General features: G+C 74.6%; 15 protein-coding genes. 7 read left to right on the plus strand and 8 right to left on the minus strand.

The annotated features are described in order from the left end of the window. Nucleotides 1-12: 12 nt before the first annotated feature. Entirely contained in the window at nucleotides 13-645 is a 633-nt protein-coding gene (locus tag GD880_RS06180; protein WP_152230751.1) for a DJ-1/PfpI family protein, read from the plus strand. A gap of 87 nt (nucleotides 646-732) precedes the next feature. On the opposite strand, the gene GD880_RS06185 is transcribed toward GD880_RS06180, so the two are convergent. The 4 genes from GD880_RS06185 to GD880_RS06200 are packed head-to-tail and all read right to left on the minus strand — an operon-like array spanning nucleotide 733 to nucleotide 4661. Then, entirely contained in the window at nucleotides 733-1449 is a 717-nt protein-coding gene (locus GD880_RS06185; RefSeq protein ID WP_152230752.1) for a response regulator, read from the minus strand. Beyond that, entirely contained in the window at nucleotides 1446-2870 is a 1425-nt protein-coding gene (locus tag GD880_RS06190) for a sensor histidine kinase (protein WP_152230753.1), read from the minus strand. The genes GD880_RS06185 and GD880_RS06190 overlap by 4 nt, the downstream gene beginning before the upstream one ends. 7 nt (nucleotides 2871-2877) lie before the next feature. Then, on the minus strand, nucleotides 2878-3732 hold the full coding sequence (locus tag GD880_RS06195; protein ID WP_152230754.1) for an ABC transporter permease subunit: 855 nt from the start codon (nucleotides 3730-3732) through the stop codon (nucleotides 2878-2880). Beyond that, a complete protein-coding gene (locus GD880_RS06200; RefSeq protein WP_152230755.1) occupies nucleotides 3729-4661 on the minus strand; it encodes an ABC transporter ATP-binding protein in 933 nt (310 codons plus the stop codon). Before GD880_RS06200 ends, GD880_RS06195 begins: the two co-directional genes overlap by 4 nt. A gap of 389 nt (nucleotides 4662-5050) precedes the next feature. On the opposite strand from GD880_RS06200, the gene GD880_RS06205 reads away from it, so the two are divergent. Next, nucleotides 5051-5938, plus strand: a complete 888-nt coding sequence (locus GD880_RS06205; RefSeq protein ID WP_152230756.1) for a Bax inhibitor-1/YccA family protein — start codon at nucleotides 5051-5053, stop codon at nucleotides 5936-5938. 119 nt (nucleotides 5939-6057) lie between these two features. Here the strand turns inward: GD880_RS06205 and GD880_RS06210 are convergent, their stop codons facing one another. Beyond that, complete coding sequence (locus GD880_RS06210) at nucleotides 6058-6459, minus strand: FKBP-type peptidyl-prolyl cis-trans isomerase (RefSeq protein ID WP_152230757.1); 402 nt, start codon at nucleotides 6457-6459, stop codon at nucleotides 6058-6060. 164 nt (nucleotides 6460-6623) lie between these two features. Here GD880_RS06210 and GD880_RS06215 point away from each other — a divergent pair, with 164 nt between their 5' ends. Beyond that, nucleotides 6624-7856 (plus strand): metal-dependent hydrolase family protein, encoded by a 1233-nt coding sequence (locus GD880_RS06215; protein WP_152230758.1) that lies wholly within the window; start codon nucleotides 6624-6626, stop codon nucleotides 7854-7856. Between the two features lie 119 nt (nucleotides 7857-7975). On the opposite strand, the gene msrA is transcribed toward GD880_RS06215, so the two are convergent. Then, entirely contained in the window at nucleotides 7976-8698 is a 723-nt protein-coding gene (gene msrA, locus GD880_RS06220) for a peptide-methionine (S)-S-oxide reductase MsrA (RefSeq protein WP_226909421.1), read from the minus strand. Between the two features lie 187 nt (nucleotides 8699-8885). Between msrA and GD880_RS06225 the strand changes: the two genes are divergently transcribed. After that, nucleotides 8886-10286 carry an AI-2E family transporter gene (locus GD880_RS06225; RefSeq protein ID WP_152230759.1) on the plus strand — a complete coding sequence of 467 codons (1401 nt, stop codon included), beginning with the start codon at nucleotides 8886-8888 and terminating at the stop codon, nucleotides 10284-10286. Further along, nucleotides 10283-11497, plus strand: a complete 1215-nt coding sequence (gene ilvA, locus GD880_RS06230; protein ID WP_152230760.1) for a threonine ammonia-lyase — start codon at nucleotides 10283-10285, stop codon at nucleotides 11495-11497. The genes GD880_RS06225 and ilvA overlap by 4 nt, the downstream gene beginning before the upstream one ends. A 112-nt stretch (nucleotides 11498-11609) precedes the next feature. On the opposite strand, the gene greA is transcribed toward ilvA, so the two are convergent. Next, nucleotides 11610-12095 carry a transcription elongation factor GreA gene (gene greA / locus GD880_RS06235; protein WP_405002727.1) on the minus strand — a complete coding sequence of 162 codons (486 nt, stop codon included), beginning with the start codon at nucleotides 12093-12095 and terminating at the stop codon, nucleotides 11610-11612. Nucleotides 12096-12260: 165 nt separating this feature from the next. Next, nucleotides 12261-12701 (minus strand): DUF4307 domain-containing protein, encoded by a 441-nt coding sequence (locus GD880_RS06240; protein ID WP_152230762.1) that lies wholly within the window; start codon nucleotides 12699-12701, stop codon nucleotides 12261-12263. Between the two features lie 158 nt (nucleotides 12702-12859). Between GD880_RS06240 and mca the strand changes: the two genes are divergently transcribed. Both mca and GD880_RS06250 read left to right on the plus strand, forming a co-directional pair. Further along, complete coding sequence (gene mca, locus GD880_RS06245) at nucleotides 12860-13879, plus strand: mycothiol conjugate amidase Mca (RefSeq protein WP_319593250.1); 1020 nt, start codon at nucleotides 12860-12862, stop codon at nucleotides 13877-13879. After that, nucleotides 13876-14244: a hypothetical protein gene (locus GD880_RS06250; protein ID WP_152230763.1), complete on the plus strand. Its 369-nt coding sequence runs from the start codon at nucleotides 13876-13878 to the stop codon at nucleotides 14242-14244. The genes mca and GD880_RS06250 overlap by 4 nt, the downstream gene beginning before the upstream one ends. The last annotated feature ends 174 nt before the right edge of the window (nucleotides 14245-14418 follow it).

A 14418-nucleotide genomic window follows, 5' to 3' on the forward strand; every position in this document is an offset into this window, starting at 1 on the left:
GGAAGAGCCCCCATGGACATCGCCATCCTGCTGTTCGACCAGGTCACCGCGCTCGACGCCGTCGGGCCCTACGAGGTGCTGGGCCGGCTGCCCGGGGCGCGCCTGACCTTCGTCGGCGAGCGTCGCGGCGCGGTGCGCACGGACCTCGGCAGCCTCGCCCTGACCGTCGACGCCACGCTCGAGGAGGTGCCCCGGCCCGACGTCGTCGTGGTCCCGGGCGGCATCGGCCAGCAGCGGCACATGGCCGACGGTCCGGTGCAGGACTGGCTGCGCGCCGCCGACGCCACCAGCACCGTCACCACCGCGGTGTGCACGGGCTCGCTGATCCTGGCCGCCGCCGGGCTGCTCCGCGGCCGGCGCGCCACCAGCCACTGGGTGCGCCGCGAGGACCTCGCCGCCCACGGCGCCGTGCCGGTGGCCGAGCGGGTGGTGGTCGACGGCAAGTACGTCACCGCGGCCGGGGTGTCGGCGGGCATCGACATGGCGCTCGCCCTCGCCGACCGGCTGGCCGGGCGCGCGGCGGCCCAGGCCATCCAGTGCGGGATCGAGTACGACCCGATGCCCCCGTTCGACGCGGGCAGCCCCGACAAGGTCGACCCGGCCACCGTCGCCCGCCTGCTCGCCCTCAAGGACGTCGTGTTCTGAGCGGGGCCGGCCGGGCGGCGCTTGGGCCAGCCCCGGCCGGTGCTGAGCCGCCTCATCTGGGCCGCCCCCGGCCGGTGCCGAGCCGCCTCAGCTGGGCCGCACCAGCCCCGTCTCGTAGGCGAGCACGACCGCCTGGACCCGGTCGCGCAGCTCGAGCTTGCCGAGCAGGTTGCCCACGTGGGTCTTCACCGTGGTCTCCGAGACGAACAGCCGCCCGGCGATCTCGGCGTTGGACAGCCCCTCGGCGACCAGGGTGAGCACCTCGAGCTCGCGGGCCGTCAGCCGTTCCAGCCGCGGGTCCGGCCCGCCGGGCGTCGGGGCGTCGGTACCGGGCAGGTGGGGGCCGAACAGCTCGAGCATCCGCCGGGTGATCCGCGGGGAGACGACGGCGTCCCCGGCGGCCACCGTGCGGATGGCCTGGACGAGGTCGGCCGGGCGGGTGTCCTTGAGGAGGAAGCCGCTGGCGCCGGCGCGCAGCCCGGCGAAGGCGTACTCGTCGACGTCGAAGGTGGTGAGGATGAGCACCCGGCTGTCCGGGTGCTCGGCGGCGATCGTCGCCGTCGCCTCCAGCCCGTTCATCCCGGGCATCCGCACGTCCATGAGCACGACGTCGGGGCGCAGGGCCGCGGCCATCTGGACGGCGCTGGCCCCGTCGGCCGCCTCGCCGACCACCTCGATGCCGTCCTCGCCGTCGAGCACCATGCGGAAGCCCATGCGCAGCAGCGCCTGGTCGTCGGCGAGCAGCACCCGGATCGTCGCCGTCGCCGGCCCGGTCCCGGCGCCCACCGTGGTGGTCTCGGTCATCTTGTCTCCTCGTCGAATCGCAGCTGCGCACGCACGCACCACCCGGTCGCCGTCGGCCCGGCCTCCACGGTCCCGCCGTAGACGGCGGCCCGTTCCCGCATCCCGATCAGGCCCTTGCGGCCGCCGACGACGGCGTGGCCGGTGCTGCCGGCGTCATTGTCCACCACGATGCCCACCGCCCTGGGCGTTCTCACGATGGTGACGTCGATGCGCGGCGCGAGCCGGGCGTAGCGCAGCACGTTGGTCAGGCACTCCTGGACGATGCGGTACATCGCCAGCTGCAGGCCGGCGTCCGGGGGCAGCGGCGGGCCGGACTCCATCAGCCGCACCGGCAGCCCGGTGACCCGGAACCGCTCGACGAGGTCGGCCACGTCGTGCGCTCCCGGCTGCGGCGCCAGCGCCTCGGCCCCGGGCGCCGGGACGGGCGCCGGCGCGTCCTCGCGCAGCACCCCGACGAGGCGCCGGGTGTCGCCCAGCGCCCGGCGCCCGGTCTCGGCGAGCTCGTCCAGGGCGAGCCGGGCCTGCTCGGGCCGGCGGGTCAGCGACGCCGACGCGCCCTCGGCCAGGGTGATCATCACCGCGAGGGAGTGCGCCACGACGTCGTGCATCTCCCGGGCGATGCGGGCCCGCTCGGCCGAGACCGCGATCTGCTCGCGCTGGTCGCGTTCGAGCGCGAGCTGGCTGGCGCGCTCCTCGAGCTGGAACAGCCGCTGGCGCCGGGCGCGGATCTGCAGGCCGATGAGCACGGCCACGAGCAGCACCGCGGCCGAGCCGCCGATCTCCGCCGTGACGATGCGCGGGTCGCCGAAGGCGAGGACGCTGGCCGCCACGGCGGCGCCGGTGGCGGCGAGGGTGAGCCAGGTCGTGCGTCGCGTCCGGTAGACGGCGACGGCGTAGAGGAACAGCGCGAGCGTGCTGAGGTCGTAGGAGCTGACGGCGGTGGTGCCGACGTCGACGGTGATCGTGCCGGCGAGGAGGTCCTCCGAGAGCCGGTCGGGGACCGGGCCGAGCACCGCGAGCCGGTGCAGCGGCACGGCCACCGCGACCGCCAGCGCGCCGAGCACCCCGGCGCGCCGGCGCAGGACCAGCAGCACGGTGAAGGCCGCGACGAGGACCAGCGTGCTGGGCGGGCGCACCACCCCGAGGTCGCGCTCGACGAGGTAGTCGGTGACCGAGAAGGCCGCGTACAGCGCGGCGAGCGTGCCGTCGACCCACCACGGGTGGCGGCGCATGAACCGGGTGACCGGGCCGACGCGCAGGGCGGGGTCGGCGTCCGGGTCCTCCGCCGCGGCGGAGGGCGGCGCGACGGGCACGGCGCCGTCGCCGTCCTCCCGCGCGGCGGCGCGCGCGAGCGGCGAGGCGACGCCTCCGCCGTCGGCGCCCAGCGGGACGCGACGGCGGAGGCGGGTGGTGAGGGCCACGGGCGGGTCAGGCGTCCCGGCGGCGCAGCACCACCGCGGCGGCGGCCAGCACGGCGACGGCGTAGGCCGCGACCACCGCGACACCCTCCCAGGCGGTGAGCAGGTCGTTGCCGCCGAAGGTGTCGCTGACCGAGAGGAACGCCATCGCGGCCGGCATGGGCAGGAAGTTGACCACGTCCTGGACCCAGTCGATCCGGATGAACTGGAGGATGCCCGGCAGCAGGAGCAGCACGACGAGGGAGATGGTCACGGCGCCGGCGGTCGAGCGCAGCAGGGTGCCGATCCCGAGCGCGAAGAGCGCAGCCATGACGAGGAAGAAGATCGTCCCGCCGAAGACCTGCCACGTCTGCGTGTCGCTCAGCGACGGCACGAGGTCGTGGTCGGACAGGAACGGGATGGTCACGAGGTAGGACAGGGCGAGGCCGATGACACCCACGACCACGGTGAGCAGGGTCAGCGCGATCGCCTTGGCGGCGAGCACCGGAAGCCGGGTCGGGACGGCGGCGAGGGTGGAGCGGATCATCCCGGTGGAGTACTCGCCGGTGATGAGCAGCGCGCCGAGCACGGCGACGGTCACCATCGCCATCTGGTAGCCGGAGGCGACGAACTCGGCGCCGTGGACATGCTCGAGCATGGCCGCCCCGTCGGGGGTGACGGCCATGGTGCCCATGGAGGCGGCGCCGGCCAGCCCGATCAGCGTCATGAGGGCGACGGTCAGGCCGAGGGACCACCAGGTGGAGCGCAGCGAGAAGAGTTTGATCCACTCCCCGCGCATGACGCCGGGGAAGGTGAGGCGGGCGCGCACCTGGGCCTGTTCGGCGGCGCGGCCACGGGTGGCGGGGGCGGCGGTGGCGGTGCTCATCGGGTCTGCTCCATCACGGCGGGGGTGGTCTCGGAGCGGTACTCGACCGCCTCCTGGGTCAGGGTCATGTAGGCCTCCTCCAGGCTCGCGCGCTGGGGGGTGAGCTCGTGCAGGACGATGCCGTGTGCGGCGGCGGTCTCGCCGACCCGCTCGGCGGTGATCCCGCGCAGGTCCAGCGTGCCGGCCTCGGTCGAGCTGACGACGGCGCCGGCGTCCTGCACCAGGGCGGCCAGGTCGGTGGCGCGCGGGGAGCGCACCCGCACGGTGGTGGCCGTGACGCCGTCGATGACGTCCTGCACCGGGCCGGCCGCGATGATCCGGCCCCGGCCGATGACCAGGAGCTGGTCCGCGGTCTGGGCCATCTCGCTCATGAGGTGGGAGGAGAGGAAGACGGTGCGGCCCTCGCCGGCGAGGTAGCGCACGAGGTTGCGGACCCACTTGACGCCCTCGGGGTCGAGGCCGTTGACGGGCTCGTCGAGGATGAGGGTCTTTGGGTCGCCCAGGAGCGCGGCGGCGATGCCCAGGCGCTGGCCCATGCCGAGGGAGAACCCGCCCACCCGCTTGCTCGCGACCGCGGTGAGGCCGGTCATCTCGATGACCTCGTCCACCCGCTTGGTGGAGATGCCGTGGGTGGCGGCCATGGTCCGCAGGTGGGAGCGGGCCGAGCGGCCCGGGTGCGCGGCCTTGGCGTCGAGGAGGGCGCCGACCTGGCTGAGCGGGGAGCGGTGCTGGGCGTAGGGCTTGCCGTTGACGGTCACCCGGCCGGAGGTGGGCCGGTCCAGGCCCATGATCATCCGCATGGTGGTGGACTTGCCGGCGCCGTTGGGACCGAGGAAGCCGGTGACGCTGCCGGGCTCGACGGTGAAGCTGATGCCGTCCACGGCGGCCTTCGGGCCGTAGCGTTTGGTGAGGTCGTGCGCCTCGATCATCCTCTGGTCTCTCTCTCGTCTCGCCGGTGCGGGCGTGGCCGCCCGCGGGCGCCGACGGCGTCGGCGCTGGTGGCGGGGGTGCCCGCCGGCGTCTCCCACGCTAGGGCCCGGCGGGGCGACGGCGGATCAGCGGCAGGGGTGATTGTGGGCGGCCCCCGTGCTCCGCCGTCGTGGGGAGGACATCCTCCCCAGGGATGAGAACGCGCCAGGCGTCGACGACGGCGGGCGGCGGCCCGGCGTGCCGGGCAGGAACACGGACCCCCTCTGTCCCGTTGTACGTAGGGACAGGCGCCTCGTCCGTGCGGCGAGGCGCTCGTAGGATGACCAGTGGCCAGCGACACCCGGCCCGGGCCCCCGCGGTCCAGGCGCCGCGACCAGGAGGAAGCATTGTGAGCAACCCCGTCTTCGAGAAGAGTCCGTACTTCGGTGAGCGCGCGCAGCGCACGCCGAACGGCTACCCGACCTACCCGGGCTACACCCCGGGTGCCGGCACGGGCTACGCGACGCCGTCCGCCACGCAGCCGGGGTACCAGCCGACGGGGATCGAGGACCTCGAGCGCGCCTACCAGGCCCCCTCCGCGGCGCCGGCCGAGACCGGCCGGATGACCTACGACGACGTCATCGTCAAGACGGGCGTCGTCCTGGGCGTCATCGTCGCGTTCGGCCTGCTCAACGGCCTGGTGCTGGGCGCGAACCCGCTGCTGACCTTCGGCGGCGCGATCGTCGGCCTCGTCCTCGGCCTGGTCAACGCCTTCAAGCGGGAGCCCAGCCGTGCGCTGATCCTCGCCTACGCCGCCGCCGAGGGCCTGTTCCTGGGCGGGATCTCCGCCGTGTTCGAGGCGATGTGGGGCGGCATCGTCCTGCAGGCGGTGCTCGGCACCGTGGCGACCTTCGTCGCGGCGCTGTTCCTCTTCACCTCCGGCAAGGTGCGCGTCACCCCCAAGCTGACCCGGTTCGTGCTCGTCGCCCTGGTCGGCTACGCGCTGTTCTCCCTCGTCAACGTCGTGCTCATGGTCACCGGCGTCTCCACCGACCCGTGGGGTCTGCGCACCGGCGTCGAGCTCTTCGGCATCCCGCTGGGCGTCCTGCTCGGCCTCTTCGCCGTCGGCCTCGCCGCCATCTGCCTGATCATGGACTTCGACGCCATCAAGCGCGGCGTCGAGGCCGGCATCCCCGGCCGCTACGCCTGGTCGGCCGCCTTCGGCCTGGCCGTGACGCTGGTGTGGCTGTACATCGAGTTCCTGCGCCTGCTCGCCATCCTGCGCGGCAGCGACTGACCCGGTCCACGACCCCGGTCCACGACGACGGCGGCCCGCCCCGGAGGGGGCGGGCCGCCGCGCTGTCGTCTGGAGGGCTGCTCCACGCCGACGTTGAGGAGGGCTACTCCACTGGAGGGCTACTCCACGCCGACGACGTCGACGACGAAAACGAGCGTGTCGTCGCCCGTGATCCCGGCCTGCGGCACGCCGTTGGGGCCGTACCCGTGCTCGGGCGGGATGGAGAGCAGCACCCGCGAGCCGATCTGCTGGCCCACCAGGCCGTCGTCCCAGCCGCCGATCACCACGCCCATCCCGATGGGGAAGGAGATCGTGCTGCCGCGGTCGTAGGAGTTGTCGAAGACGTGCCCGCCCCAGGTCTGCCCCAGGTAGTTGACGACGATGGTGTCGCCCGCCTGGACGGCGTCGCCGTCGCCCTGCTCGAGCACCTGCACCTGCAGGCCCTCCGGTGCGGGGGTGGCGGGGAAGGCCAGCTCGGGCTTGTCGCCGAAGCCGCCGCTGGCGGTGGGGAGCTCGGTCATAGCGTCCTCTCTGTCGTGCCCGACGGCGCCGGGGCTGCGTTCACCCTATGCGCGCCGGGCGCCGGCGCGCGCCGGCCACCGGCGCACGAGCACCCGGTCCGGGCGGTCCCTCCACCGGGACGTGCGAGATGTGCCGGTCACCGCCGCGGAGGACAGTGGAGGTCGTGAGCGCTTCGGTGCTGCGGTGCGGCGCGATGTTCGACGGCGTCTCGGCCGAGCTGGGCGGCCCCGCGGAGATCGCCGTGCGCGACGGCGTCATCGTCGCGATCGGGTCGTCGGTGAGCCGCCCGGACGGGGCCGAGGTGATCGACCTGTCCGAGCGCACGGTCAGCCCCGGGTTCATCGACACCCACGTGCACCTGACGATGGACGCCGCCGACCTGGCCCGGCAGACGCTGGAGTCCGCGGCGACGAAGGCGCTGACCGGCCTCGCCCGGGCGCGCGAGTACCTGCGGTACGGGTTCACGACGCTGCGCGACCTCGGCACGATGGACCCCGAGTTCCCCACGGTCGACCTGCGCGACGCCCTGACGGCCGGGCTCGTGGAGGGGCCGCGCCTCGTGGTGGCCGGGCACGTCCTCAGCGCCACGGGCGCCCACGGCGACCTGGGCGGGTTCTACGGCTCGCGCTGGGACCTGCCGGTCTCCGCGGTCGCCGACGGCGTGGCGGCGATCCGGCGGCTGGTGCGCCGCGAGCACGCCAGCGGGGCGGACTGGATCAAGACCGCCAACGCCGGTGGCTACTTCAGCCCCGGCGACGATCCCGCCCGGGTGACCTGGCTCGACGACGAGATGGAGGCGCTGTGCGCCACCGCCCGGTTGCTGGGCCACCCGGTGGCGGTGCACACCGGCGCGCCCGAGGCCTGCAAACAGGCCGTCCGGGCCGGCGTGCGCAGCCTCGAGCACGCCTACCTCATCGACGAGGAGGGGATCGCGCTGGCCGTCCGCGCCGGGGCGTACCTCGTGCCGACGATGCAGATGACCCGCGAGGACCTCGCCGCCCTGCGCGCGGGGACCCTGCCGGAGCAGGCCGTCTGGAAGTTCCGCCGCGACCACGAGGCGATCCTGCGGTCCCAGCGGCTCGTCGCGGCGAGCGACGCGCGGGTCGTCTTCGGCACCGACTGCGGCATGTTTCCCTTCAGCCACGGCATCCTGGAGTTCCAGGCGATGGTCGCCGCCGGCCTCAGCGAGCTGCGGGCACTGCAAGCGGCCACCTCGGTCGCCGCCGAGATGCTCGGCCGCGACGACATCGGCGTCCTGCGGCCCGGCGCCCGCGCCGACGTCGTCGCCATGGCGGGCAACCCCCTCGACGACATCGCGGCCACCGCCCGCGTGGACTTCGTCATGCACGACGGCGCCGTCTACCGGAGGCCCGAGGACGACGACGAGGCGGCCTGACCGGCCGCCTCGCGCCTCGACCCGCCGCCCGCGGGCCGGCGGCCGCCCGGGCGGGGCGTGGGTCCTGGTCCTGCGCCGGGACGAGCCCGCCTGCCGCCCGCCTCGCGGGAGCGGGTCTCTCAGTCCGTCGGCGGTGCGACGTCCAGCTGGGCCGGCAGCTGGTCCTGGCGCACGAGCCCGACCGGGCACGTCAGCCCGTTGGGACCGTGGTTGCAGTACCCGTTGGGGTTCTTGTGCAGGTACTGCTGGTGGTAGTCCTCGGCGTAGTAGAACGGGCCGGCGCCGCGTTCGCCGTCGGCGTCGGCGAAGGGGCGGATCTCCGTGGAGATGGTGCCGTGCCCGTGGTCGGTGAGGACCTGCTGGAACGCGGCCTTGGTCGCCCGCGCCGCCTGCTCCTGCGCCGGGGTGGTGACGTAGATGCCCGAGCGGTACTGGGTGCCGATGTCGTTGCCCTGCCGGTTCGGCGTGGTGGGGTCGTGGTTCTCCCAGAAGGCCTTGAGCAGCAGCTCGGCGGAGGTCTGTGTCGGGTCGTAGGCCACCTGCACCGCCTCCGTGTGACCGGTCAGGCCCGTGCACACCTCCTCGTAGGTGGGGTGGGGCGTGTACCCGCCGAGGTAGCCGACCGCCGTGGAGACCACCCCGGGCTGGCGCCAGAAGATCCGCTCGGCGCCCCAGAAGCAGCCCATGGCCACGTACAGCACCTCGGTGCCCGCCGGCCACGGCCCGGCCAGCGGGGTGCCGAGCACCTCGTGCGTCGCGGGCACCGCGAACGCCGGCCGCGACCGGCCGGGCAGGGCCTCCGCCGCGCTCACCATCTGGGTCCTGCGGCCAAGTCCAAACATGCGCATCCTCCCGAAAGGTTCGTTGCGATGTGGTCAACGCCCCACGGTGCCGCGATCTTCCCGCCGGACGCGCCCGGCGGCCGGATCCGCCCGGCGGCGCGACAACTGGGCGCGTCACGGTGCCCAGGCGCGTTGGCGCCGGCCCGTAGGCTGACCCCGTCGCTTCCTTCTCATGAACGAGGAGCCCATGCCCGACTCACGATGGCTGTCCCGGCTCGCCTCCCGCGAGCGCACCGACACCGTGCTGCCCACCCACCGGGTGGCCGCCGCCGCGCCACCGCCCCGGACCGACCCGGCCGCGGCGGTGCCGTGGGCCGTGCGGGCGACGGCGTCCTGGTCGTGGCGGCTGCTCGTCATCGCGGCGGCGATCCTCGCCGTGGGCTACCTGGTCATCACCTTCCAGACGATCGTCGTGGCCATGCTCGCGGCGATCCTCGTGGCCGTGCTCCTCGAGCCGGTGGCGACCTGGCTGCGCCGGACGCTGCACTTCCCCCGCACGCTCGCGGCCCTGACCGCCATCGTCGGCACGCTGGCGGTGGTCGCCCTGCTGCTCGTCCTGGCCGGCAACTCCATCGTCTCCGGGTTCGGCGCCCTGGCCAACAGCGCCGCGGCCGGCCTCGGCCAGCTGCAGACCTGGCTCAGCGACGGGCCCCTGGGCATCGACGAGGCCCAGATCAACGAGTGGATCGGGCAGATCGGCCAGCAGGTGCGGTCGAACTCCGACGTGCTCGTCTCCGGCGTCGCCAACGTCACCGGCTCGCTGACCTCGGTGCTCACCGGCGCGGTCATCGCCGTCTTCGCCCTGTTCTTCTTCCTCAAGGAGGGCCGGGGGATCTGGCAGTGGTTCGTGCGCCTCGCCCCCCGCGGCGCGCGCGTGCGGATCAACGAGGCGGGCATCCGCGGCTGGGTGACCCTGGGCGGCTACGCCCGCACCCAGATCCTCGTGGCCTTCGTCGACGCGGTCGGCATCTCGCTGGGCGCCGCCATCCTCGGCGTCCCGCTCGCCCTGCCGATCGGCGTCCTGGTGTTCCTGTTCTCGTTCATCCCGATCGTCGGCGCCTTCATCTCCGGCGCGGTCGCGGTGCTCGTCGCGCTCGTGGACCAGGGCCCGGTCACCGCGCTGATCATGCTCGCCATCGTCCTCGCCGTGCAGCAGCTCGAGGGCAACGTGCTCCAGCCCTGGCTCCAGGGCAACGCGCTGGCGCTGCACCCCATCGCCATCCTGCTCGCGGTGACGGCGGGCACCGGCCTGGCCGGGGTGCTCGGCGCGCTGTTCGCGGTCCCGCTGGTCGCCGTCGTCAACACGGTGATGCTCTACTTCACCGGCCACGACAAGTACCCGCACCTCGCCACCGACATCCACCGCCCCGGCGGCCCGCCCGGGGCGCTCGAGGCGGCCATCGCCGCGTCGTGGGAGCGGGAGGTGGAGGACGACGACGCCGAGCCGGCCCGCCCGCACCGCGAGCCCGACGACGCCGAGCCCGGCGACGCGGAGCTCGGCGCCGACAAGCCCGAGGACGCCGCGCCCGACCCCGCGGGGGACCGCCTGGCCGGGGCCCGGCGCACCGAGGACGGCGAGCGGCGGTGACCCAGCAGACCACCGATCTGGCCACCTTCCAGGAGGCGGCCCGCGTGGTCGCGGCCGTCGCCCACCGCACCCCGGTCGAGGCCTCGACCACGCTCGAGCGGCTGCTCGGCGTGCCGGTCTACCTCAAGGCGGAGAACCTCCAGCGCACCGGCTCGTTCAAGCTGCGCGGCGCCTACCTGCGCATGTCGCGCCTGACCGCCGAGGAGCAGGCCCGCGGCGTGGTCGCGGCCTCGGCCGGCAACCACGCCCAGGGCGTGGCGCTGGCCGCCCGCGAGCTCGGCATCTCGGCCCGGATCTTCATGCCGTTGGACGCGGCGCTGCCCAAGGTGGCCGCCACCCGGCAGTACGGCGCCGAGGTGGTCCTCGCCGGGCAGGACCTCTCCGGCGCGCTCGACGCGGCCGCCGAGGAGGTGGCCCGCACCGGCCGGGTGCTCATCCACCCCTACGACCACCCCGACATCGTCACCGGGCAGGGCACGATCGGCCTGGAGATCGTCGAGCAGGTCCCCGACGTGCGCACCGTCGTCGTGCCCACCGGCGGCGGCGGGATGCTGGCCGGGGTGGCCGCCGCCATCCACGCCGTCGACCCGACGATCGCCGTCGTGGGGGTGCAGGCCGAGGCGGCGGCCACCTACCCGGAGTCCCTGGCCCAGGGCCGCCCGGTGCTCCGCGCCGACGTCCACACCATGGCCGACGGCATCGCGGTGCCGCTGCCCGGGGAGGTGCCGTTCGGGATCATCGCCGAGCACGTCACCGAGGTGCGCACCGTCACCGAGGAGGAGCTCTCCCGCGCCGTGCTCTACCTCGTCGAGCGGGCCAAGCTGGTGGTCGAGCCCTCGGGGGCGGCCGGCGTCGCCGCCCTGCTCGGCCGGCCCGAAGGCCTGGAGGGGCCCGTCGTCGTCATCCTCTCCGGCGGCAACGTCGATCCGCTGGTCCTGCTGCGCATCATCCGCCACGGCATGACCGCCGCCGGCCGCTACCTGCAGATGCGGGTGATCGTCCAGGACGCGCCGGGCAGCCTGGCGGCGCTGCTGCGCGAGCTGGCGGCGAGCGGCGGGAACGTCGTCAGCGTCGAGCACACCCGCACCGCCGCGGGGCTGGCCGTCGACGAGGTGGAGATCTCCGTGGAGCTGGAGACCAAGGGGCCCGAGCACTGCGCGAGCGTCCTGGACGGCCTGCGCCGGCGCGGCTACACGATCCTGCGGCCCTGACCCGGCCCGCGCCGGACCCGGCACGTCGCCGGCACGACCGGGGGGCAGAAAACGGCGGGCCCGCCCCGTGGGGCGGGCCCGCCGTCTGCGTGTGCGAGGAGCGGTGTGCGGCTCAGCCCTGGAAGGGCTTGACCTCGCCGATCTCCACGGTGATCTGCGCCCCGTTCGGCGCCTCGTAGGAGACGGTCTCGCCGGACTTCCGGCCGACCAGCGCCGCGCCCAGCGGCGAGCTCTCCGAGTAGACCTCGATGTCCAGACCCGGAGCGGCCTCGCGCGAGCCGAGCAGGAAGGTGCGCTCCTTGCCGGCGATCTTGGCCGTCACCACCATGCCGGACTCGACGATGCCGTCGTCGGCCGGGGGCTCGCCGACGCTCGCGTGGCGCAGCAGCTCGGTGAGCTGGTTGATCCGCGCCTCCTGCTTCGCCTGCTCCTCACGGGCGGCGTGGTACCCGCCGTTCTCCTTGAGGTCCCCCTCCTGGCGGGCGGCGTCGATCTTCTCGGCGATCTCGGCCCGGCCCTTCGTGGACAGGTACTCGAGCTCGTCCTTCAGCCGGGTGTACGCGTCCTGGGTGAGCCAGGTGGTGCTCGTCTGTGTCACGGCTCTCCTCCACATACGGTCATGCCCCGGACGCCAGAGCACGAGGCGGCCGAGGCAAAGGGGGGATGATCCCGCCCGGGCGCTCGCACCTCGTGCGCCGCTCCGGGGCGGCGTGTAAAGACACCAGTGTACCAGCGGCAGGGCGACACCCGTGTGAGATCGGGCTCAGCGCCCGACGATCTCGCAGGACTGGACGCTGCCGGTCACCGCCGGTTCCGTCGTCGTCACGTCCGCCTCGTGGGCCGTGCGCGCCGCCCGGACCGGGCCGATCACGACCTCCTTGAAGCCGACCTCGGTGAACGTGTCGTTGAGCGCCGTCAGGGTGCAGCGCACCGTGGTCCCAGGGTCGGTGACGAGGTTGAACCGCACGGTGACGTGGGTGGCGTCCTGCACGGTGAACCCCAGGTCCTCGGTGTGCACGCTGGTGCGGTTCATGGCGGTCGTCGCCTGCCACGCGAGGGCGGCGACGACGACGAGCGCGGCGACGACGGCGGCGACGATCACGCCGCGGCGGCCCTGCGCCGGGCGCCCGTAGCGGGCCGCCATGATGGCCGGGTCCGCCCCGGCGGGCGGGCGCGGTCCGGGGGTCGGGGGAGTGCTGGGCACGGGCGGGTCCTTCCTCTCGGCGCGGTCCGGCGACGCGGAGGCGGTCGCTTTCGGGGCGCCGATGCGCCACCATTGTCCCTGGATTCTTGACGCCGATGCCACGCTCCCCCGCGGGCCGGGCCCGACGGTGCGGGGGCGTCGCCCCCGAGAGGAGCACAGTGACCGACGACGCGCGACGCCTCATGACCGTGCACGCCCATCCCGACGACGAGTCGAGCAAGGGGGCGGCGACGATGGCCCGGTACGCCGCCGAGGGCGCGCGCGTGCGCGTCGTCACCTGCACCGGCGGCGAGCGCGGCGACATCCTCAACCCCCAGCTCGCCGGCCGCGAGGACATCCTGCGCGACATGCCCGGCTACCGGCGCCGGGAGATGGCGGCCGCCGCGGCGGCGCTGGGCGTCGAGCAGGTCTGGCTCGGCTTCGTCGACTCGGGCCTGCCGGAGGGTGACCCGCTGCCGCCCCTGCCCGAGGGATGCTTCGCGCTCGAGCCGCTCGACGTCGCCGTGGGCGCCCTGGTGCGGCAGATCCGCGAGTTCCGCCCGCACGTGATGACCTGCTACGACGAGAACGGCGGCTACCCCCACCCGGACCACATCATGGCCCACAAGGTCGCCGCGGCCGCCTTCGACGCCGCCGCCGACCCGGGCGCCTATCCGGAGGCGGGCGCGCCCTGGGCGGTGGAGAAGCTCTACTACGACGTCTCCTTCTCCCTCACCCGCATCGAGGCGGTCGACGCGGCCCTGTGTGAGCGTGGGTACGAGTCGCCCTTCGACGGGTGGCTGCGCTCGCGGCAGGACCGGCCGCGCCGCCGGGCCACCGCCCGGGTGCACTGCGCGGAGTACTTCCCGCGGCGCGACGCCGCCCTGCGCGCCCACGCCACCCAGATCGACCCGGACGGGTTCTTCTTCGCCGTGCCGCGCGACGTCGAGGCGGAGGTCTGGCCGTACGAGGAGTTCGAGCTGGCCCGCACCCGGGTGCCGGTCGAGCCGGTGATGGAGGCGGACCTCTTCGCCGGCGTCCGGCTGGAGGGCCTGGGGGAGGGGCCGGTGCGGGAGTACCCGGTGCCCACGGCCGGGGACGTGCGCGCCGCCGGGGCCCCGGGGCACGACCGCGAGGCGGTCGAGCGGGCGGGCGCGCGTGCCGGCGACGGCGGCGACGGTGGCAGGGTGGAGGCATGACACCGCTTGTGCTGCTGCTCGCCGCGAGCCCGAGCCCGAGCCCGGCGCCCAGGGAGCTGCAGCCCTGGGACGTCTCGCCGGGCATCGAGGGGTTCTTCTGGGGCTTCTTCATCCTGGCCGTGCTCGCCATCCCGCTGTTCTGGTCCTTCACCAAGCACATGCGGCGCGTGGACCACAACGCCCGCCTGCGGGCGGCGGAGGAGGCCCGCCGCACCGAGGCGCAGGGGGACCGCAGCGCCGATGACGGCGCCCCCGAGGGGCGCATCATCGAGGGCCGGGCCGTCGAGGGTGGTCCCGGGGACGTACGGGCGACCACCCCGGTCAGCCCGCCGGACGCCCCGGACGCCCCCCGCCGGCCGCGCTGAGCGGCCCGACGGTCACGCCGAGCCGGCGGCGCTGAGCGGCCCGACGGTCAAGCCCAGCCGGCGGGCCGCCCGCTCCCACCGCCGTCGTCCCCGCCGACGTCTGCCGCGGCCGCGACGGCCTCGTCGAACTCTGCCTCCGCCCGGGCCACCTCCGGCAGCTTCTCGGCCGCCTTC

This window comes from Georgenia ruanii (assembly GCF_009193175.1).
GTDB classification, from domain to species: Bacteria; Actinomycetota; Actinomycetes; order Actinomycetales; family Actinomycetaceae; genus Georgenia; species Georgenia ruanii.